This window comes from Kribbella sp. NPDC051718 (assembly GCF_040681515.1).
Classification (GTDB): domain Bacteria; phylum Actinomycetota; class Actinomycetes; order Propionibacteriales; family Kribbellaceae; genus Kribbella.
Genome location: NZ_JBFAYZ010000002.1, coordinates 337,841 through 360,211, shown reverse-complemented (window position 1 = coordinate 360,211; position 22,371 = coordinate 337,841). Strand labels below are relative to the sequence as shown.

Here is a 22,371-nt window from a genome sequence, read left to right as displayed (position 1 = left end):
TGGGCAGGTCGGTGCCGATTGTGGGCAGAGGTGTCCCGGCAGCGAATTACCTGCATAGAATTCCCGGCGGCCGTGGATCGGCCGCCGGGGGTTCTCTGTTCGCATGCAGGTCTCTGCTGGGGGTTGTCTGTGCTGCGTCGAAGCATCGTCATGCTCGTTTCCGCCTCGCTTCTCACCTCGTCTCTGGTAGTCCCGGAGGCCACGGCCAGGCCGGCCGCCGCCGAGGTTCCAGCGAGCACCACCCAGGCTGTGGCGGCTCCTGAGCTGCAGCCGGCCGCTGGTCAGTTCGTACCGGTCGCGCCCGCATCGGTGATCAACGGAGTCGCGGTGGCCGCGGCCGGCGTCTCGACGGTCACGGTCGCCGGCGCCAACGGCATCCCGGCCGCCGCGCAGGTCAGCGCGGTAGCCGTCCAGGTCACCGCGATCGGGACCACCGCGGCCGGCTACGTCCAGACCTACGCCGCCGGTACTACGCGCCCCACCGACAGCACCAACAACTTCGTCACCGGTCGCAACACGGCCAGCTATGACGTGGTACCGGTGTCCGCGTCGGGTCAGATCAGCGTCTACTCCAGCGCTGCGTCGAAGGTCTGGGTCAGGCTCCGCGGGTACTTCACCTCGTCGTCGGCCGTGACGGCCGGCTCGACCTTCGTCCCGCTCGCGCAGACGACGGTGATCAACAACGTCGCGCTGGCAGCCAACGGGACCACCAACTACACCTTCGCCGGCGCCAACGGCATCCCCGCGGCCGCTGACGTCGCCGCTGTCGCACTCGAGGTCACCTCGGCCGCACCGACCGCAGCAGGCGTCCTCAAGGCCTATCCGACCGGCGAAGCCGCACCGGCCGACGCTGCCGTGAACTACCCGGTCACTCAGGCCCAGACCAACTACGAGACGGTCAGGCTGTCCTCAGCCGGGCAGGTGACCTTCTCGGCCAGCGGCGCCACCAAGCTGACCGTCCGCCTCCGCGGCTATTACTCCAAGCCGACCGCAACCACAGCAGCTGCCTCGTACGTCCCGGTCGCTCCAGCAACCGTCGTGAACAACGTCGCCCTGGCAGCAGCCGGTACCACGACCGCAACCCTCGCGGGCGCCAACGGAGTACCGGCCGCCGCGACCGTCGCCGCCGTCGACGCCAACGTGGTCGCATCCGCCCCGACCGCCGCAGGCTTCCTCACCGGCTACGCAGCCGGTACTACCCGCCCGACCGACGCCTCGGTGTACTACGCCAACGCCACCAACACGGCTGCCCACGACACCCTCAAGATCTCGTCGGCCGGCCAGACCACCTTCTACGCCAGCGGCGCGACCAAGCTGATCCTGCGCCTGCGCGGCTACTATAAGAAGGCCACTGCTCCACTGGCCCCGACCGGAATCACCGCTGCAGCCGCGGACGGCCGGGCGACGATCGGCTGGACCGTCCCGAAGGACGGTGGCGCCGCAATCACCGGCTACACGGTCACAGCCAACCCGGGCAACCTCAAGACCACCGTCGGCGCGACCGGTACTGCCACTGTCACCGGTCTGACCAACGGCACGCCGTACACCTTCGCAGTACAGGCAATCAACGCTGCGGGCACCAGTAGCGCGTCTGCCGCCTCCAAGCCCGTCGTGCCGATGGGTGGCGAGGTCCTCTACGCCCATGACGCCGCAGGCCGGGTCAAGGCTGTCTTCACCTCCGACGGCGCTGGTGTCGCCTACCAGTACGACGCTGTCGGCAACATCACCGCCACCCAGGCACTGCCTGCCAACCAGCTGTCCGTCGCGCAGGCCGGCCCGGCGACCGCTGTCGTCGGCGACTCCTACGAGATCTACGGTACCGGCTTCGGACTCGACCCCGAGCAGGTGGTGGTGACCATCGGCGGCGCGACCGCGCCGATCACCTCGTTGCGACGCAACCACCTGGTCGTCACCGTGCCCGCGGGGGCGACCACCGGCCAGGCACTGGTGAAGGTCGGCGGTACGACGGTCACCGCCGGCTCGGTCACCCTGCTGGCCGCGCCGCAGGTCACGAGTGTCAGCCCTGCGATCGTCGACCGTGGCGCGACGCTGACCGTCTCCGGCAGCAACTTCGCCCCGGCGACCACCGCCAACACCGTGTCGGTCAACGGCACCAAGGTGCAGGTGCTCTCGGCGACCGCGACGACGCTAACCGTCCGGGCGCCCGGCTTCGGCGTGGCCGGCAAGCTGATGGTCCGGACCCGTGCCGGCACTGTCACCTCGCCCGGACAGGTGACCGTTCCGCCGTCACCGTTCCTCGCCGTCGACGTCGCGGCCTCGGTGCACCTCACCCCCGACGCCCCCGCGACCATCACGATGGCGACCTCCAACCAGCTCGCGTTGTTCAGCATCGACGGTACCGCCGGGCAGCGACTCGGGTTCCAGGTCGACGAGACGATCAGCGGTTGCTACGAAGCGCACATCTGGGCGCCGGACCGCACCGCTGCGTACGCCGAGGAGACGATCTGCGGCAAGGACTACCTCGAGCTGCCGCGGCCGGCCGTCAACGGCACCTACCTGGTCGAGCTCGATCCGCGGAACCCCGAGACCGGCACCTTCACCGTGGTGGCCAGGCAGAGCGCCGACCTCACCGCGCCGCTGACGATCGACGGCCCGGTCGCGAGCCTGACGACGACCGTCGCCCCCGCGCACGCGACCTTCACCTTCACCGGCACCAAGGGCCAGCTCGTCTTCACCACGCTGACCGCGCCCAGCAACCTGGCCTCCGGGGCCGTGCTCTGGGGTCCGCACGGCCAGAAGCTGGTCACCACCAACTCGTACTACGGCAGTACGAGCGGCTTCCTCGCCTCGGTCCTGCTGCCCGAGGACGGCGTCTACACCGTCGACGTGGATCCCTACAACTTCGAGCTCGGGACCTACACCGCCCAGGTCAACCTGGTCCCGGCGCCGATCTCCGCGACCACGACGCTCGACGGAGCAGCCGCGCGACTGACCATCACCAAGCCAGGGCAGACCGGCTCGGTCACGTTCACCGGTACGCAGGGGCAACTGGTCCATGTCGACGTCGCCACCCAGCTGACGTCGACAGCGACAGGCAAGGTCGACCTGCGCGGTCCGGACGGCTCGTTCCTGTTCAGGGACCAGACCTGGACCTACTTCATGGACTACCTGGCCGACCGCTACACGCTGCCGCAGACGGGTGAGTACCTGTTGCTGGTCGAGCCGGCCGGCGCGCAGACGGGCACGATCGACGTCGCGGTCAACACGATCCCAGCGGATGCCGTCGTCGCCACCACGGTCGACGCCGCGGCGGTTGCCGTCAGCAACAGTAAGCCGGGGCAGCTGGCCCGGATGACCTTCCCGGCCACGGCCGGCCAGCGGGTGATGATCACCTGCGTCGCGATCACCGGGCACGACTACGACGTCAGCTACCAGTTGCTGAACCCGGCCGGGACGAAGGTCGAGACCGGCAACTGCGCCTCGTCGGACAAGGGCATCCTGTTCGACACCCGGGCGCTGACGGCCGGCACCTGGACCGTCCTGGCCGACCCGAACCGGGCACTCCTGCTCACCTCCACCCTGCGGGCCGTCTCGGTCGCGGCGGACCCGGTGGTCAACTCGACGCTCGGCTCCAGCCCGGTGGTGAACCTGCTGCCGGGCCAGAACGGCACAGTCGTCTTCCCCGTCACGGCAGGCCAGCGGATCTACGTCGGCTGCACGCTGAGCGTTCCGGACCAGCAGTACGACATCTCCTTCGAGTTGCTGCGCCCGGACGGTACCAAGGCCGACAGCGGCAGTTGCTACACGTCCTTCAAGGGTGAGCTCTTCGACACCGTCACCGCCGCGGCCGGCGGCAACTGGACAGTGCGGATGGATCCGAAGCTCAACGCGAACGCCGGTGCGACGATCGGCCTGTACGCCGTACCGGCCGACGCTGCCCCGACGGCGACGATCGGTGGGGCGGCGGTCACCTTCGACACCGTGGTCGGCCAGAACGCGACGGTCTCGTTCACCGCGACCGCCGGGCAGCGCGTGCTGATCGGTTGCAGCCTCGTGGACTGGGCCGCCAAGCAGTACGACGTCTCCTTCAAGCTGCTGCGGCCGGACGGCACCACGGAGAAGACGGCCAGTTGCTACGAGTCCAACGGCGGCATGCTGGTCGACACGCTCGCCCTCGCCCAGGCGGGGACCTGGCAACTGTTCGTCGACCCGGACTACATGGTGACCACCCGGACCACTGTCCGCGTGTACTCCGTACCGGCCGATGTCGCCAAGACCACGACCGTCGGCGGCGCCGGGGTGAGTATGACGACCGTGGTCGGCCAGTCAGGCACCATCACGTTCACCGGTACGGCCAGCCAGAAGATCAAGGCCACCGTGAGCTCGTCGAGCTACCCGGCGTGCGGCGGCTACCTGCGGCTGCGCAACTCGGCGGGTACCAACCTCACCTCGACCTGTCTGACGGCCGCTAGCTACCTGACCTACACGCTGCCGTCCGCGGGCACCTACACGCTGTTCGTCGATCCGGCGGAGCTCAGCGCCGGTACTGCGACGATCGCGGTCGCCAACAATCCGACGGCGGCTGCCGCCAACCTCGAGGACAGGCGCGACTTCCCGCGCGCCAAGCCGGCGGTGGCTCCCACTCGCGCTGCCAAGACGGTCGAGGAGGAGGAAGAGCCGCCACCGCCACCGGTCTATCCGCGGAGGCGGGACGCGTCGCTGACCGGGCGGATCCTGCGCACCGACGGCAAGCCGCTGGCAGGAGTGACGGTCCGGGTCGCCGATCGCGCGCTGAAGACGAAGGCGGATGGTTCGTTCGTCCTGACGCGTCTTCCGCAGGGCACGTTCCTGTTCGTGATGGACGGCAGGACGGCGTCGACCAGGCGGACGAAGTACGGGTACTTCGATGTGCAGGTCAACCTGCGCAAGGGTGCGAACAAGCTGTTCTACCAGCCGTACCTGCCGATTCTCGACACCGCGAACGAGATCAGCATCGCGGGCCCGACAACGGAAGCGGTGGTGCTGAAAACCCCCAAGGTGAAGGGCTTGGAGGTGCACATCCCGGCCGGGGTGACGATCACCGATGCCGACGGCAAGAAGGTCACCCGGGTCGGGATCACGCCGATCCCGGTCGACCGGACGCCGATCCCGATGCCCAAGGGCGTCCAGGTGCCGGTGTACTTCACGGTCCAGCCCGCCGGCGGTGAACTGCACGGCGGCACGGCGAAGATCTACTACCCGAACTACCTCGACCAGAAGCCCGGCACCCGGCTCAACTTCTGGAGCCACGAGAAGTACGCCGAGGGCTGGGAGGTCTACGGGATCGGGACGGTCACTGCCGACGGAACCCAGGTCCGGCCCGACTACGACACCGCGATCGAGAACTTCGACGGCGCGATGATCAACGTCTCGGGCTGGCTGGAGGGCCTGACCAAGGGCATCCTCGAGGCGCTCGGCTCGGCCGGTGACCCGGTCGACCTGGGCACCGGGCGGTTCACCTACACGCAGACCGACCTGACGCTGGGTGGCTTCGTCCCGATCGAGGCCGAGCGTGCCTACAGCTCGGGCGACGGCCGGGCCCGGCCGTTCGGGATGGGCACGATCGGGACGTACGACACCTTCCTGACCTCCAAGAAGCAGTGGCAGGAAGCCGATCTCAACCTGATCGACGGCAGTCAGGTGCACTTCGCCCGGACCTCGCCCGGGACCAGTTTCACCGACGCGGCTTTCGAAGCGCGCGGGACCACCGGGCAGTTCGCCGGGGCCACGATGGCGTGGAACGGTCGCGGCTGGGATCTGCGGCTGCGCGACGGCACCGTGCTGATCTACGGCGACGAGGCCCCGCTGCAAGGGATCCGGGACCGCTTCGGCCACACCGTGACGATCCGGCGGATCGCGAAGAACGTGTACGGCAGCCAGATCGGCGCGATCGTCTCGATCACCTCCTCGGAGGGGTTCTGGCTGACCTACGACTACGACACGGCCGGGCAGGTTCTGGCGATCCACGACAACGCCGGGCGCACCGTCTCGTACACGTACGACACCGGACTGCTGAAGACCGTGACGGACGTGAACGGCGGCGTCACGACGTACGGGTGGGACACGGCCAAGCGGCTGACCACGATCACGGACGCGAAGAACCAGTTGTTCCTGACGAACACGTACGACACCAACAACCGGGTGATCCAGCAGAAGCTGGCCGATGGCGGGCTGTACAAGTTCGACTACGTGCTGGACAGCACCGGCAAGAAAGTGGTGAAGACCACCGTCACCGACCCGGCCGGCGCCGTGCGGGTGGTCGAGTACGACGCGGCCGGATACCTGGTCAAGGACACCAGCGCCTCCGGTACCGCGAACGAGCAGGGCTACAGCCTGGAGCGCGACCCGGCGAGCCACGTGCCGACCAAGACGACCGACACCGATGGCCGGTCGATGGTCAGCACCTACAACGCGAACCAGCAGGCCACCTCGACCACGGTGACGCTGGGGTCGGAGCAACAGCAGGAGACAGCGACCTACAACGGGCCCGAGGGCGCGATGGACTCGACCACCGACGCGCTGGGCAACACCACCCGCTACACGTTCGATGCCAAGGGCAACGTCGAGACGACGACCGACGGGGAGGGCCGCAAGACCACCTACGAGTGGAACGACGACGGGCTGATGACCAAGCAGACCCCGGACGGCGCCGGCTCGACGACGTACGAGTACCTGGACGGCATGACGTCGGAGGTGACCGATCCGCTCGGCCGCAAGACGACGTACGGGGTCGACCCGGCCGGGCGGGTGCAGGAGACGGTCGGGCCCGACGGCAGCGTCTCCACCGTGCAGTACGACGCCGCCAACCAGGTGCTGTCGACCAAGGACCCGCTCGGCGCGGTCACGACGTACACGTACGACAAGAACGGCAACCTGGAGTCGCTGAAGGACGCCCGGGGCGGGATCACCGGCTGGTCGTACGACCTGATGGACCGGGTGCACGAACTGACGGACCAGGTCGGCAAGAAGACGACCTACACCTACAACGCGCTCGGGCGACCGGAGACGATCACCGACCGGCGTGGGCTCACGACCGAGTACCGGTACGACGAGCTGCAGCGGGAGGTGTTCACCGGGTACGGCCGCACCGGTGCGCCGGGTGCGTACCAGTACCAGTCGACGCTCGTCTCGGCGTACGACGACAAGGGCCGGCTCGAGTCGGTCACCGACTCCACTGCTGGTGCCGGAGCGGTCGCCTACACGTACGACGGCAAGGACCGGGTCGCCACCGAGACGACTCCGCAGGGCACGATCACGCGCGAGTGGGACGACACGGGCCGGTTGAAGACACTCAAGGTGCCGGGGTTGCCCGACACGGGCTACGAGTACGACAAGTCGGATCGGCTGACCAAGGTCACGCGTGGGGCAGTCGTGGCGTCGTACGGGTACGACTCGACCGGGCGGCTCAAGACGCAGACGCTGCCGGGTGGGGTCGTGCGTACCTCCTCGTACGACCTCGCTGGAGGCCTTACCGGGTTGACGTTCACGTCCGGCGCGCAAGTGCTTGGTGACCTGACCTATCACTACGACGCTGCCGGCCAGCTGGACCGTACTGGCGGCTCGTGGGCTCGTGCCGACCTGCCGTCGCCGGTCGGGTCCGCAGTGTTCGATCCGGCCAACCGGCTGACGTCGCTGGACGGTGTCACCCGCACCTATGACCCGGAAGGCAACCTGACCGACGACGGCACCTCGACGTACGCATGGAACGCCCGGGGCGAGATGACGTCGACCACGGGCGCAGTGGGGGCCTCACAGATGCGCTACGACCCACTGGGGCGTCGCATCGGGGCCACTGTCGGCGGCGAGACCTGGAACCTCCGGTACGACGGCGACAACGTTCTGGTCGAGGACGGCCCGGGTGCTGCCGACGCGACGTACCTGTCCGGGCTCTCCACCGACTCGGCGGCTGCCCGGGTCGACGGGCTGGACGGGACGGGCAGCGCCTCGGCACTGCTCACCGACCGGCAGGGATCGGTGGTGGCGAGGACGGCCCCCGGCACTGGGACAGTGGCCGCGGAGTACACGTACGACCTGTATGGCAAGGCGCGTTCCAGCCTTGCGGGCGACGCCAACCCTGTTCGCTACACAGGGCGCGAGTCCGGGCCGGGTACGCCGGCAGGTCTGCAGTTCAACCGTGCCAGGTGGTACGAGCCGGGTACCGGCCGCTTCCTGTCCGAGGACCCGGCCGGGTTCGAAGGAGCGGGGCCCAACCTCTACTCGTACGTCGACGGCGACCCGGTCGACGCCACGGACCCCAGTGGCGCAGTACCGCAGATCGTCGCGGCCTGTGCTGGTGGCGCGATCATCAACACCGTCGCGGGCGCGCTGCTCGGCCGCAAGCACTCCGCGGGCGACTACCTGCGCGGGCTGGCCAAGGGCTGTGTCGACGGCGTGCTGATGTTCGGGGTCGGCAGGTTCCTCAGCGTGGGACTGCGCTCGGCCCGGCCGTTCGCCCGGTACCTCGACGAGGCGGCCGAGACGGCGGCCAAGGCCTGCAGCTTCACCGGCGAGACGCTGGTACTGATGGCCGACGGCTCCAAGAAGCCCATCTCGCAGGTGGAGGTCGGCGACGAGGTGCTGGCGACGGATCCGGAGACCGGCGAGCAGGGGCCGCACAAGGTCACCCAGGTCTTCGAGCACTCCGACCAGGTGATCGATCTCGAAGTGGCCGGCGATGTGGTCACGACGACCGCGAACCACCCGTTCTGGGACGCCACCGACCAGCGGTTCGAGCCGGCCGCCGAACTGGACCGGGGCGACCAGGTCCAGTCGGCCGATGGCAGGCGCTTCACGATCGGTGGGCTGAGGACCGCCGGCGCGCGGCAGGCGACGGCGTACAACCTCAGCGTCGAGGGCATCCACACCTACCACGTGGGTCCGGACGAACTGCTGGTGCACAACGCGTGCGTGATCCCGAGGATCACCCCGCGCGGCCTGCAGCACTCGTTCGGGCGGCATGCGGAGCAGTGGTTCGGCCGTGAGGTCGGAGCGAGCAAGATGGGCGAGTGGAGCGCGCTGATCCAGCGGGCGTCGCAGAGCGGCAAGGTGTTCCCCTGGTCGAGCGGCTCGACCCTTACCCAGGCGCACCTGGCCCGGATCGACGGCAAGTGGTTCGTCGCCCAGTTCGACCGGACCACCGGTGACCTGGTGACGGCCTTCGTACCCAACAACAAGCAGGTGTCCGCGATGCTGCGACTATTGGGCAAGTGAGCAAGGACGCGCTCTATCCGGAACCACCGCACCTGACTGTCGCAGTGTGGTCGCCCGAGGACGAGGAGTCGGTCTTCGGGCGAGCCTGCGACGTCGTGGTGGCTGCGGGCTGCGTACCGGCCGGGGTGGTCGAGTCGGCGCCCCGCGGGCAGCAGTACGCGATGCTGCAGGACCTGGACGACCGCTCGACGGCACAGCTCGGCGCGAGCGCCTTCGAGACGGCTGTGCACGGCGGTGATCCGATCCTGCGGCCGCTCAAGGCGGGCTACCGGGTCAAGGGCTGGGGCACGGTCGTCGTGGAGCACCTCTTCGGTACGGAGGGGGAGACCCACCCGGTGGCGGTGTCGCTGGCCGCCGACCGGCTCGGACTTCCGGACTCCACCTGGAAGGCGAGCGACCGGAAGGCGGCTCGCCGGCTCGCGGCGTGGGCGACCGGCGTACTGCGGGAGCTCACGGTCAGTACTGGAGCCATGTACGGAGCGATCGGGGTCGAGGAGACGCTGCCGACCCCAAGCGCATTGCGGGCGGGTGCTCCGGTCGGGAGCGTCGTGTTCGTCGGGTCGGCGCTGCCGGACGGCGTACAGGCCCGGTTCAAGGCGGCTCTGCCGGGGGTGCAGTGGCCGGCGGGCGAGTTCTTTCCGGGCTGGCACCCGTTCGCCGAGTCGCCGGCCCCGGTCGACCGGAAGGCGCTGGCCGCTGCCTCGGTCGCGCTCGGAGAGGCGCTTTCCGGGTCCGCCGAGTGAATTCACGGTACGGAAACGCACCATGGCTCCGCACTTGGGGGTAGGGGTGGGTACCGTCATCGGGTGCAGAAATGGCCTGGTCGTCCCTATCCCCTCGGAGCCACGTACGACGGCTCCGGTACGAACTTCGCGTTGTTCTCGGAGGTTGCTCAGCAAGTTGACCTGGCATTGATCGGCGACGACGGGTCGGAGCAGTTGGTCCAGCTCACCGAGGTGGACGGGTTCGTCTGGCACGCCTACCTGCCCGCGGTGCAGCCCGGCCAGCGGTACGGGTACCGCGTCCACGGGCCGTACGAGCCGGCCAACGGGCACCGGTGCAACCCGTCCAAGCTGCTGCTCGATCCGTACGCGAAGGCCATCGACGGGCAGGTGGACACCGACGAGTCACTGTTCAGCTACCGGTTCGCCAAGCCCGACGAGCTGAACACGATGGACAACCGCGGTCACACCATGCTGTCGGTCGTCACCAACCCGTTCTTCGACTGGGGCAACGACCGGCCGCCGGGGCACGCGTACCACGAGACGGTGATCTACGAGGCGCACGTCAAGGGCCTGACCAAGACCCACCCGGGGCTGCCGGAGGAGATCCGCGGCACGTACGCCGCGATCGGCCACCCGGCGATCATCGAGCACCTCAAGGAGCTCGGGGTGACCGCGATCGAGCTGATGCCGGTGCACCAGTTCGCCCAGGACGGGCATCTGCAGGAGCGGAACCTGTCGAACTACTGGGGCTACAACACGATCGGCTTCTTCGCCCCGCACAACGCCTACTCGTCGCTCGGCGGCCGCGGCCAGCAGGTGACCGAGTTCAAGACGATGGTGCAGGCGCTGCACGAGGCTGACATCGAGGTGATCCTCGACGTCGTCTACAACCACACCGCCGAGGGCAACGAGTTCGGCCCGACGCTGTCCTTCAAGGGCATCGACAACGCCGCGTACTACCGGTTGGTGGACTCGGACAAGACGCACTACTACGACACCACCGGCACCGGGAACAGCCTGCTGATGCGGCACCCGCACGTGCTGCAGCTCATCATGGACTCGCTGCGCTACTGGGTCACCGAGATGCACGTGGACGGCTTCCGGTTCGACCTCGCGTCGACGCTGGCCCGCCAGTTCCACGAAGTGGACCGGCTGTCGGCCTTCTTCGACCTGGTCCAGCAGGACCCGGTGGTCAGCCAGGTCAAGCTGATCGCCGAGCCGTGGGACGTCGGCGACGGCGGCTACCAGGTGGGCAACTTCCCGCCGCTGTGGACCGAGTGGAACGGGAAGTACCGCGACACCGTGCGGGACTTCTGGCGCGGGGAGAAGTACACACTGGCCGAGTTCGGCTCCCGGCTGACCGGCTCGTCCGACCTGTACCGCGACGACAGCCGCCGGCCGCTGGCGAGCATCAACTTCATCACCGCGCACGACGGCTTCACGCTGCGCGACCTGGTCTCGTACAACGACAAGCACAACGAGGCCAACGGCGAGGGCGGCAACGACGGCGAGAGCCACAACCGGTCCTGGAACTGCGGGGTCGAGGGCGAGACCGACGACCCGGCGGTCCGGCAGTTGCGGGCCAAGCAGCAGCGCAACTTCCTCGCCACCTTGCTGATCTCGCAGGGTGTGCCGATGCTGGCACACGGCGACGAGCAGGGCCGGACCCAGTCGGGCAACAACAACGTCTACTGCCAGGACAACGAGCTCGCCTGGGTGAACTGGGACCTCGACGAGGAGCAGCAGGATCTGCTGGAGTTCACCGGTCAGCTGGTCCGGTTGCGCAACGAGCACCCGGTGTTCCGGCGCCGCCGGTTCTTCCACGGCGACCAAGGCGTCGACGGGCTGGGCGACCTGGTCTGGTTCACCCCTGAGGGCCAGGAGATGCAGGACGCCGACTGGAGCCGCGACGACGCCCGTGCGGTAGCGGTGTTCCTCAACGGCGACGCGATCTCCGAGCCGGACCCCCGCGGCGAGCCGGTGGTCGACGACTCGTTCCTGATCCTGCTGAACAGCAACCACGAGGCCGAGGACTTCCTGCTGCCCGCCAAGGAGTACGGCGAGTCCTGGTCGGTGGTCGTGGACACTGTCAGGCCGACAGGTCGTGCGCAGGAGCTGGAACACGCCGCTGGGACCACTGTCCGGCTCGAGGACCACGGCATGCTCGTGCTGACGAGGCCGCGACAGGCAGCGCAGTGAGTGCGGTCCCGCAGGCTACCTATCGAGTGCAGATCCGCGCAGAGTTCGGCTTCGACGCCGCTGCCGAGGTCGTCCCGTACCTGCACAGCCTCGGGATCTCGCACATCTACCTGTCCCCGATCCTGCAGGCCGCGCCGGGCTCCACCCACGGGTACGACGTCGTGGACCACAGCAGGTTGTCCGAGCCGGCCGGTGGACGACCAGCCTTCGACCGGCTCGCGGTCCGGCTGGCCGACCATCGCATGGGGGCGATCGCGGACGTAGTACCGAACCATGTGGCGGTGCCGACCCCTGCGCGGCTCAACGCTGCTCTGTGGTCGGTACTACGGGATGGCCCGGGTTCGCCCTACGCCGAGTGGTTCGACGTCGACTGGGGGTCGGGCAACCAGCCGCTCCTGATGGCAGTGCTCGGCCAGCGGATCGGCAAGGTGCTCGCCGACGGTGAGCTGTCAGTCGACGGCGACGTCCTCCGGTACTACGACCACGAGTACCCGCTGCGCCCCGGCACCGAGAACCTGCCGATCGCCGAGCTGGTGACCGAGCAGTGGTACCGGCTGGCGCATTGGAAGGTCGCTGACGAGGAGCTGAACTACCGGCGGTTCTTCGACGTCGACACCCTGGCCGCCATCCGCGTGGAGAACCAGGAGGTCTTCGAGGCCACCCACGAATTGCTGTTCTCGCTACTGCACGAGGGGAAGCTCACCGGCTTCCGGATCGACCACCCGGACGGCCTGGCCGACCCGCGCGGCTACCTGCGCCGCCTGGCCGAGCGTACTGGCGGTGCTTGGGTAGTAGTCGAGAAGATCCTCGAGGGCTCTGAAGAACTGCCTGGGGACTGGCCCTGTGCAGGCACTACCGGCTACGACGCACTGCTGCGCGTCGGTGGGCTCTTCGTCGACCCTGCTGGAGCAGCACCGCTCTCTGCGTTCCACTCGGAGCTCACCGGCGAGCCTGCCGACTTCGCTCAGGTAGTGGAGCAGGCGAAGCGCGAGGTGGTGAAGCACGGCCAGTACGCCGAGGTGCACCGACTCGTGGAGCTACTGGCGCGCATCTGCCAGGACGACGTGCGCCTGCGCGACCACACTCGCCGCGCGTTCCACGAGGTGGTTGTCGAGCTGCTGGTCAACTTCGATCGGTACCGGGCTTACGTTGTACCGGGTGAGCAGCCTGATCAGACTGCTGTCCATGCGATGGAGCACGCGACCGAGTTGGCTCGGCGCAACCTGGACGAGGACCAGCAGGAGACGCTGGAGCTCGTGCGGGACCTGCTGCTGGGGCGTGAGGCCGGTACTGCGAGTCGCATCGACGAGCATGCTCGCCACGAGCTGATCGTGCGGTTCCAGCAGACGTGTGGGCCGGTGATGGCCAAGGGGATCGAGGACACCGCCTTCTACCGCTGGTTTCGGCTGACGTCGCTGAACGAGGTGGGTGGGGATCCGTCGCACTTCGGGGTGTCGCCCGAGGAGTTCCATGCGTTCGCTGCGCGGCTGAACGACCGCTGGCCGCGGACGATGACGACGCTGTCCACGCACGACACCAAGCGGTCGGAGGATGTCCGGGCGCGGTTGGGGGTGCTGTCCGAGCAACCGGAGGCCTGGACGGAGGCGGTGCGGTCGTGGCGGACGTTGTCGGAGCCGTATCGCGATTCGGGGCTGGACGGGAGTACGGAGTACCTGGTCTGGCAGACGCTCTTCGGTACTTGGGCCGATGGGCCGATCGCCGAGGAACGCTTGCAGGCTTACGTGTTGAAGGCTGTCCGGGAGGCGAAGCGGCATACGAGCTGGACGTCGTCGGACGCGGAGTACGAGTCGCAGGTGGCCGCCTTCATCACTGGGGTGTTGGCGGACTCAAGCGTGCTGGCGGCTATCGAGCACTTTGCTGCTGGGCAGGCGGAGTACGTACGGGCGGCGACCCTCGGGCAGAAGCTGGTGCAGCTGACCATGCCGGGGGTGCCCGACGTCTACCAGGGCACCGAGCTGGTCGACCTCTCCCTGGTCGACCCGGACAACCGCCGGCCAGTGGACTACTCGGTGCGCCTTGATCGTCTTGCTCGCCTTGACGCCGGCGCCCGTCCGCACGGCCTGTCCGAAGAGAAGCTCCTCGTCACAGCGAAGGCTCTGCGACTACGCCGCCAGAACCCTGAGGCGTTCGCCGGCAGCTACAAGCCCCTTCCCACGTCCAGCGGACATGCGGTCGCCTTCTGCCGGGGTGACTCGGTGGTGACGATCGCTACCCGTCTGCCGGTCGCACTGCATCGGCTCGGCGGTTGGGGCGACAGCATGGTCGTACTACCCGACGGGGACTGGCAGGACGTGTTGACCGGTCGCGCGGTGGGTAGTGGTTCGGCTCGCATTCACGAGCTGCTGGAAGAACTACCGGTGGCACTACTCACTAGGAGCTGATGGCTTGCATACCTTCACCGTCTGGGCTCCCACTGCTTCTACCGTCTCTTTGGTTCTCGACTCGGCGTTGGAGATGCGGCCCGGCTCCGGTGGATGGTGGGAGCTAGAGGTTGCTGATGCCGGGCATGGGACGCCTTATGCGTTCTCTGTCGACGGTAGTGAGCCGATGCCTGATCCGCGGAGTGCTTGGCAGCCTTCCGGAGTGCATGGGCCTAGTCAGGTCTTTGACGCGGGGCTTCATGCCTGGAGCGACGCTGGTTGGGCCGGGCGGGACGTACGGGGTGCTGTGTTCTATGAGCTGCACCTGGGGACGTTCACGCTGGAGGGGACGCTGGCGGCGGCTGCGGAGCGCCTGGATCACCTTGTGGCGTTGGGGGTCGAGGTTGTCTCGCTGATGCCGGTCGCTGCGTTCCCTGGGCGGCATGGCTGGGGGTACGACGGGGTCGACCTGTATGCGGTGCACGAGCCGTACGGCGGGCCGGGTGAGTTGCAGCGGTTCGTGGATCGGTGTCATGCGGTCGGTTTGGCCGTGTGCCTGGACGTTGTCTACAACCATCTTGGGCCGAGTGGGAACTACCTCGGATCCTTCGGGCCGTACTTCACGTCTAAGCACACGACGCCGTGGGGGCCGGCGGTCAATCTCGATGACGTCGGCAGTTCCGAGGTGCGCCGGTGGATCTGCGACAACGCGCTGCGGTGGTACCGGGAGTTCCATCTCGACGCGTTGCGGCTGGATGCGGTCCATGCGTTCGTCGATGACAGTCCTCAGCATCTGCTGCAGCAGTTGTCCGTGGAGACCGCTGCGCTGTCGGTCGAGTTGGGGCGGCCGCTGGGGTTGGTGGCCGAGTCGGATCTGAACGATCCGCGCACGGTCGAGCCGGTGAGCGACGGCGGGTTGGGGATGACGGCGCAGTGGAGTGATGACTTCCACCATGCATTGCATGTGTTGCTGACCGGAGAGAAGACCGGCTATTACGAGGACTTCGCCGAGCCGGGGGCATTTGCCAAGACGCTGACCCAGGTGTTCTTCCATGACGGGTCGTACTCGACCTTTCGTGGCAAGAACTGGGGGCGGCCGGTGGATCCTTCGAGGCAGCGGGGAGGGGCGTTCCTCGCCTATTCGTCGAACCACGACCAGGTCGGGAATCGCGCGCTCGGCGATCGGCCGGCGTTGACGCCGGGGCAGATGGCGATCTCGGCCGCTTTGGTGATCACCTCGCCGTACACGCCGATGCTTTTCATGGGCGAGGAGTGGGGCGCGTCGACGCCTTTCCTGTACTTCAGCGATCACACCGAGCCGGCGCTGGCCGACGCGGTGCGGGTCGGGCGGCGGCGGGAGTTCGCGGCGTACGGGTGGGATGCGGAGGAGATCCCGGACCCGCAGGATCCGGCGACCTGGCGGAAGTCGGTGCTGTCGTGGAGTGAAGCCGATGAGTCGCCGCATCGCGAGTTGCTGGGGTGGTACCGGGAGTTGCTGGCGTTTCGGGCCGGGAGCGCGGAGCTGCGTGATGATCGGTTGTCCTCGGTGGAGGTCTCGTCCGGGGATTCCTGGCTGGTGATTCGGCGCGGTGGGGTGTGCGTGGTGGTGAACCTGGCGGCCGAGGAGGCGGTGGTGCCGGCGGGCGGCGTACCGGCGTACCGGGTGATGTCTTTCGGTGCGGCCACCATTGTCACGGACGGTGTTCGAATCGCGGGTGAGAGCGTTGCCATCTTCGCGAACTGAAAGATTTTTCCGTGAAGAAAGTGTTTACGAAATGTGGCCGTAACGCCTTTGCTCGTTGGAAAGTCTGGACAAAGCTGAGAATTTGTCCGTATTTCGTGGGTAGTTCAAGAATCGCTTGTATTCGGCTCCGTGGTGACGGACTGTAGAGGAGGCCAGCAGGAGCCGTGACCGGGGGGAACGACCGGGAGGACACCTATGACTGTCGGAGGCGTTGACACCTACTACGACTACGAAGAGAAGCAGTGGAAGAGCAGGAGGCTAGGTGGCGGCCCCATTGCCCGCGGCCCGGTCTGCCCAGCACCACGCACTGTGGACCATCCTCCGGCGGACCGCCGAGCCGCTACCCGGGACCACCACACCAAGGACGACAAAGTCCACGCCTGACGGACCCAGCGCCTGACCTCTGGCGCTGCCGCACCGGTCGCAGCCCTCACCCCGACCGGTGCAGCCGTCCGCCCGCCATCAACTGAGTCAGCTTGCGCGGTCCAATAGCCAGCCGCGGTCGGCTGCTTTCACGCCGGCCTGGAAGCGGCTGCGGGCGCCGAGGCGCTTCATGAGTTGCGCGACCATCCGGCGTACCGTCCGGACCGAGATGCCCAGCTGGGCAGCGGCGAACTCGTCCGTCGCGCCGAGCGCCAGTAGCCGCAGCATCTCCTGCTCGCGCCCGGACAGGTCCGTGCCGACCGGGGCGTCGCAATCTGCCAGCGGTACGGCGTCAGGCCACACCCGCTCGAACAGCTCGGTCGCAGTTGTCACGACGCTGCTCAAGCGGAGTACTGCGACGCTGCCGTTCGTCGTGTCGGCCGGGAGGACCGCGATCGAGTTGTCGATGACCAGTGCGTTCATCGGCACCATCGGGACGGTACGGACGGCCACACCCGCCAGGGACATCGCACCGAGGTGCCTGCACAGGGTCGGCGCGGTACGGGCAGTGTCGGGGTAGATCGCGCGGTAGCGGATGCCCGGGCGGACCTCTCGTGGGCCGAAGGCGGGCCCGCTCGGAGAGAGGTTGCTCATCGCGAGCACCGAGTCCCGGGCGGCGGCCAGCAGGGTGGCGACGCCGTCCTGGGCCGGGACCTGGTGGAAGCCCGAGGGGCGGTTCAGCAGTGTGACAGTCATGAGATGGAACCCCCAGAGATGGCATGCAAGACGGTCCGGGGCGGCGGATGCGCTGAGTGACCGAACATGGCGCCTACGATCCGGGGCGGCGATGACATTTCGATGAAACGCGAGGCCAGCGGCCCCGGCGACGTCAGCTGCCGAGGAAGGTTGCGCGGGAGAGGAAGGCCAGCTGGGCCGTCTTGGGGGTGTTGTCGTGTTGGGTGTAGGTGGTGATCGGGCCGAGGGTGAAGCCGGTGCGAGTCATCCGCGTGATGGCTGGGGTGTTGGCGGCGTCGGGGTCGGCGATCAGGCGGGGGTGACCGTGGTGGGTGAAGATGAAGTTGCCTAGGGCCACGAACAGGTTGCCGGTGAAGTTCGGGCGGTTGTCGCCGGCTGCGACGAGGAAGTGCATGCCCAGGTCGCCGGGTTCGACCTCGTAGGCCGTTCCGACTGGATCGGCTTGTGGGTCGTAGGTGTGGAAGAGGGCGACGGGTGCGCCGTCCAGTTCCGCGATGTAGGCCTGGTGGGTGGGGACGGAGTCCAGGAACTCGTACGTGGCGAGGATTTGCTCGCGGGTCTGGCCGGTCATGCCCCAGAAGGAGGCGCGATCGGCGGTGACCCATTCGTGGATGAGGTCCAGGTCTTCCGTGGGTATCACCGGGCGGATCCGCACCAGGCCGAAGCTTTCGACGTGTTGCTCGTAGCTTTGGTCCTCGGCAGTCAGGTCGCTGTTGACGGGTGCGAGGTCGCCGCGGAGCCAGAGCGGGAGCTGGTCGTGGTGGTGGGCGTCGCCGAGTACGCCGGAAGCGCCGAGCGGGACGATCCACGCGCTGTTGTCGCGGTCGGAGACATCCCAGGCATAGCGGGCGGCGGACGCGCGGATGCAGACGTCGGTCAGGCCGGGCAGGCTCGAGGTGGACATCACGCAGTGGTGGTCGCCGGAGAGCGCGAACTCGTAGTGCTCTTCGCCGTCCGCGAAGACCGGTCCCCGCAGGGCGTGCAGTGGGGTCAGTTGATGAGTCTCACCCCAAGGGCCGCGCGGCTTGTGGTGGGCGACTTCTTCGAGGGCTTCTCGCGCCAGCCAGCTGACGTTGACGTCGGGAAGGTTGGCGACGAGCAGGCTTTCCAGGGCGAAGTAGGTGTGCGCGGTCGTGTCGAGATAGGGAGTGAAGATCTCGGGGAGGTCGACGTCCTGGTCGAGCACGGCGAGGGTCGGGTGCTCGGCGAGGCGGCGGACCAGCGCTCTGCGGAGGGCCGCGTAGCTGGAGGCGACGGTGCTGGAGGCGTCCATTCGCTTGTCCCAGGCAAAGAGCTTTTCTCGCAAAGCGGTTGCCTCGGGCGACAGGTCCTCGTGGTCTTCGAGGAGTCCGAGCAGCGAGTCCGCGGAGCCCAGGAAGGTGTCGCGATGGATGACCGGCCCCGTCTCGACGGTCCAGTCGGTCCGCTCGTGGAGGAGCTGGGTGATTCTGTTGTAGCGATGCGGGGCGGCGTAGTCGACGCCGAGCGGCTCGGCGAGATGGCGCGTGTTGGCCATCGCCACGGCATCCTCGACGGTTGCCCGCGGCATCGACTCGTGCCAGCCCTGCCACTGATGCTCCGCTTCCCACGCCGGTACTACGCGCAGGCGGTTGTCCTCATGCCGAATCGGAACCAGACCCGCCGTCCGGTGCAGCAGCCCGCCTGCGGTGTCAGCGGCCATCACGACGTTGACCGGCTCGACCCAGCGGTCGACGGCTGAGTCGATGTCCGCGACCGTGGTCGCCTTCAGCAACTTGGGGAGGACCTCGAACCCGATCCGGTGGGTGACTCGAGGCGGGTAGCGCAAGCTGATCGCCTGCGACGCGTCCGGTCCGCCGATGATGACCGGCCCGCGAGCCGTCTCGATGACCTCGATCTCGACGGGGTCAGCGCCGGCGACCTCGACGATTTCGGTGTGCTTCGTTGCGGCTTGCCAGCCGTCGGGGCCTAGCGCTTCGACCCCGGTAGTCGTGCGGCGGAGCTGTTCGGAGTACAGGTCCTGGTAGTCGGACATCGCGTTGGTGATCGCCCAGGCGACGCCGCCGGTGTGGCCGAAGTGGGCGAGGCCGGGGATGCCGGGGACCGCGAGGCCGATGACGTCGTACTCGGGGCAGGCGAGGCCGATCTGCTGGTAGACGCCGGGGCTCTCGATGTAGCGATGGGGGTCGCCCGCGATGATCGGCGTACCGGCTGCTGTCCGGTGGCCGGGGATCAGCCAGCCGTTGCTGCCGGCGGTGTCGGGGCCTTCGGCGTTGAAGAGGTCGAGGTAGTCGTCGCCGAGATGGTGGGCCACGTGCTCGCGCCAGAGCTTGGTGGGGAAGCCGGCGAACAGGATGTGGATCGCCATCCAGATGGCGAGCGGCGCCCACGGCTGCCACTTCTGCGGAGTGAGTCCGGTCTCGGCGAACTCGGGTGCGCGCAGGGCCGCACTCGACAGGCTGTGGTTGACGCCGTCGACGTAGGCCGCGACCCATTCGCGAGTGTCGTCGTCGAGGTTCTCCCAGCAGTGCTGGGCGGTGTCGGCGAGGCGGGCCTGGCGGGCGAAGGTGTCCCAGCTGAGCGCTTCGGGGCCGAGGAAGGCCGCGCTGGTACCGAGCGCGCGGCGGTGTTCGAGCTCGAGCTGCCAGGCCCGGTCGGTCGCGGCGTTGCGGCCCTGCAGGTAGGCGAGTGCGAGCGGGTCGCCGGCTCTCAGATGCGGTACACCCCAGGTGTCCCGGTCGACCTTGGCGTTCACTCGTCATCCTCGCGCTAATTAGGTTAGGCTGCGCTAACTTACAAGTCAGGTTCTTGGGTTGCAACCGCCTTATTCTCGCTGGATCGGAAGGGACGTGCGTCGTGGGGCATGGCTGGGAGGGTGTCGTCCTCAAGCTGTTCCGGGGCAAGGACTTCGTATTCACCGTGACGGGTGCCGAACAGGTCACCGAGCGCTATCGCCGGGTGCACTTCACCGACGGCGGGCTGCTCGGGGCAGTCGGGGTGCACCCGACGATGTGGGTGCGGCTGTGGTTCCAGCACGCCGGCAAGCCGCATCAGCGGGCGTACACGCTGGTCGATCCTGATGTCGAGGCGGGGACCTTCAGCATGGAGTTCGCGCTGCACGAGGGGATCGCGAGCGACTGGTCGCTGTCCGCGAAGGCGGGCGACACGATCGAGGCGACGTTGCAGGGGACGGACTTCGCGGTACCGGATCCGCTGCCGCCGCGGATGCTGGTGATCGGCGACCCGGCCTCGCTGCCGGCCATCAACTCGCTGCTCGCGGTGGCGCCGAAGCTGCCGGCGACGATCTTCTTCGAGACGACGCACGACTCCGACGCCGAGCTGCCGCTGCGGATAGATCCGGAGCGCCACGAGCTGCGGACGGTGCCGCGCAAGGGTGACCAGTTGGTGGCCGAGGTGAAGGCGAGTCTGCCGGGACTGATCGACGATCCGGCGAGTACGTTCGTGTGGGTGGCGTGCGACACGAAGACGACGCGCACGCTGACGTCGTACCTGTTGAAGGAGCTGTCGCTCCCGAAGGATCGCGTGAAGGCACTGGGGTACTGGCGCGCGGCGTAATTGACGCGCGGTCGTGGGCGTGCGCCGCTAGCGTGACGGGGTGATTCGTGCTCTGGACCTGACCGACGCGGCGACTGCTGAGCGGGTGCTGGTGGTGCAACGGCTGGCCTACGCGGTGGAGGCCTCGTTGATCGGGTTCGACGGGATTCCGCCGCTGCACGAGGACCTTGCCGGGCTGATGGCGTCGACGGAGCACTGGCTCGGGCTCTACTCCGATGACGGCGAGCTGGTTGCCGCGGTCGCCTATGAGCTGCCGGATCCGGAGACGGTCGAGATCAGCCGGCTGGTCGTCGATCCGGCGCACGCTCGGCGTGGGCATGGGCGGGCGTTGCTCGATCAGCTCGATTCGCTGGAGCCCCGGCCGGTCAGCCTTGTCTCCACCGGCACTGCCAATACACCGGCGGTCAGGCTTTACCTCTCCCGTGGCTACAGCGCCGGCGCCGAGGTCGAGATCGCTCCCGGAATCACCATCACCCAATTCTCCCGCAACCTTCGCCCGGTTCGCCGCATCGATTGAGATGTAGGGGTGCTGCTCTGGGGAGAGGTTGGATCGATGAAGATCGCGAGAATGCTGGTGGCGGCCTCAGTGGGGGCGCTGGCGCTGGCGCCGGTTGTTCCGGCACATGCCGCGAACCCGCCGTGCGGGGTGCCGCTGGGATTCATCAGTGCTGGTGGGGACACGGGTGGCCAGATCACCTACTCGACCAAGCCGATGTCGGCGCGCCCGCGGGTGGTCCAGGCGACCGGCCTGTACGCCGACGGAGCGGTGCGGCTCGCCGGGACGGCGGTGAACGACTTCTACGGTCCGAAGGGATCGCGGGTGTCGCAGTACGTCATCCAGGGCGACAGCATGTACCTCGGCAAGTTCGACCTCGGTGTGGACAACACCTCGCCGACGGTCACCAAGGTCGGCAGCGGTTGGGCTCCGTACACAGCCTTCGAAACCACCCGGTACTTCGGTGGCGCCACGCCTCGCACCATGCAATATGCCCTGCGCAACGACGGCACCCTGTGGCGCTGGACGATGAAGGGCACGGTCTGGACGAATCGCCAGAGCGCCCCGGGATTCGCCGCGGTGAAGGCGATCGCGCTGATCAGTCAGACTGCGACGTACGAGACCTTCCTCGCGACCACGCGGGGCGGTGCCCTCTACACGATCCATATCCCGACCACCGCGACGCTGAAGCCGGTCGTCCGCAAGGTCCGCGCCTCGACCTGGCAGGCCTTCGATTTCCTTGCCGCCAACGGCTGCGGCAGACAAGGCACCCTGCTGGTCGCCATCGACAAGGACACCCAGTCGGCCTACCTCTACGCCATCGGCCACGCCACCGGCGCCACCACCCCGATCCAGAACCTCGGCAAGATCCCCAAGACCTACGCTGACCCCGTCTACTACCACTGGACCGGCATCCCCGCCGCCATCCCGTTCGGCGAGTGA

General features: G+C 68.0%; 10 protein-coding genes. 8 read left to right on the top strand and 2 right to left on the bottom strand.

Annotated features, from left to right (window positions below):
* Nucleotides 1-150: 150 nt before the first annotated feature.
* From AB0M15_RS08310 to treZ, 5 genes are all read left to right on the top strand, one after another.
* The gene (locus AB0M15_RS08310) at nt 151-9,210 is read left to right on the top strand and encodes an RHS repeat-associated core domain-containing protein (RefSeq protein WP_363815308.1); all 9,060 of its coding nucleotides are present in this window, start codon (nt 151-153) and stop codon (nt 9,208-9,210) included.
* Nucleotides 9,207-9,953, top strand: a complete 747-nt coding sequence (locus AB0M15_RS08305; protein WP_363815306.1) for a hypothetical protein — start codon at nt 9,207-9,209, stop codon at nt 9,951-9,953. Before AB0M15_RS08310 ends, AB0M15_RS08305 begins: the two co-directional genes overlap by 4 nt.
* Nucleotides 9,954-10,016: 63 nt before the next feature.
* Nucleotides 10,017-12,134: a glycogen debranching protein GlgX gene (gene glgX, locus AB0M15_RS08300; RefSeq protein ID WP_363815304.1), complete on the top strand. Its 2,118-nt coding sequence runs from the start codon at nt 10,017-10,019 to the stop codon at nt 12,132-12,134.
* On the top strand, nt 12,131-14,536 hold the full coding sequence (gene treY, locus AB0M15_RS08295; RefSeq protein WP_363815302.1) for a malto-oligosyltrehalose synthase: 2,406 nt from the start codon (nt 12,131-12,133) through the stop codon (nt 14,534-14,536). Before glgX ends, treY begins: the two co-directional genes overlap by 4 nt.
* A gap of 4 nt (nt 14,537-14,540) precedes the next feature.
* The gene (treZ, locus tag AB0M15_RS08290) at nt 14,541-16,259 is read left to right on the top strand and encodes a malto-oligosyltrehalose trehalohydrolase (protein ID WP_363815300.1); all 1,719 of its coding nucleotides are present in this window, start codon (nt 14,541-14,543) and stop codon (nt 16,257-16,259) included.
* A 471-nt stretch (nt 16,260-16,730) separates the two neighbouring features.
* Here treZ and AB0M15_RS08285 read toward each other — a convergent pair whose 3' ends face one another.
* Entirely contained in the window at nt 16,731-17,378 is a 648-nt protein-coding gene (locus tag AB0M15_RS08285; RefSeq protein ID WP_363815298.1) for a helix-turn-helix transcriptional regulator, read from the bottom strand.
* Nucleotides 17,379-17,511: 133 nt separating this feature from the next.
* Entirely contained in the window at nt 17,512-20,112 is a 2,601-nt protein-coding gene (locus AB0M15_RS08280) for a GNAT family N-acetyltransferase (protein WP_363815296.1), read from the bottom strand.
* Nucleotides 20,113-20,213: 101 nt separating this feature from the next.
* On the opposite strand from AB0M15_RS08280, the gene AB0M15_RS08275 reads away from it, so the two are divergent.
* The 3 genes from AB0M15_RS08275 to AB0M15_RS08265 are packed head-to-tail and all read left to right on the top strand — an operon-like array spanning nt 20,214 to nt 22,371.
* A complete protein-coding gene (locus tag AB0M15_RS08275; RefSeq protein WP_363815294.1) occupies nt 20,214-20,933 on the top strand; it encodes a siderophore-interacting protein in 720 nt (239 codons plus the stop codon).
* A 40-nt stretch (nt 20,934-20,973) separates the two neighbouring features.
* Entirely contained in the window at nt 20,974-21,450 is a 477-nt protein-coding gene (locus AB0M15_RS08270) for a GNAT family N-acetyltransferase (RefSeq protein WP_363815292.1), read from the top strand.
* A 36-nt stretch (nt 21,451-21,486) separates the two neighbouring features.
* A complete protein-coding gene (locus tag AB0M15_RS08265) occupies nt 21,487-22,371 on the top strand; it encodes a hypothetical protein (RefSeq protein WP_363815290.1) in 885 nt (294 codons plus the stop codon).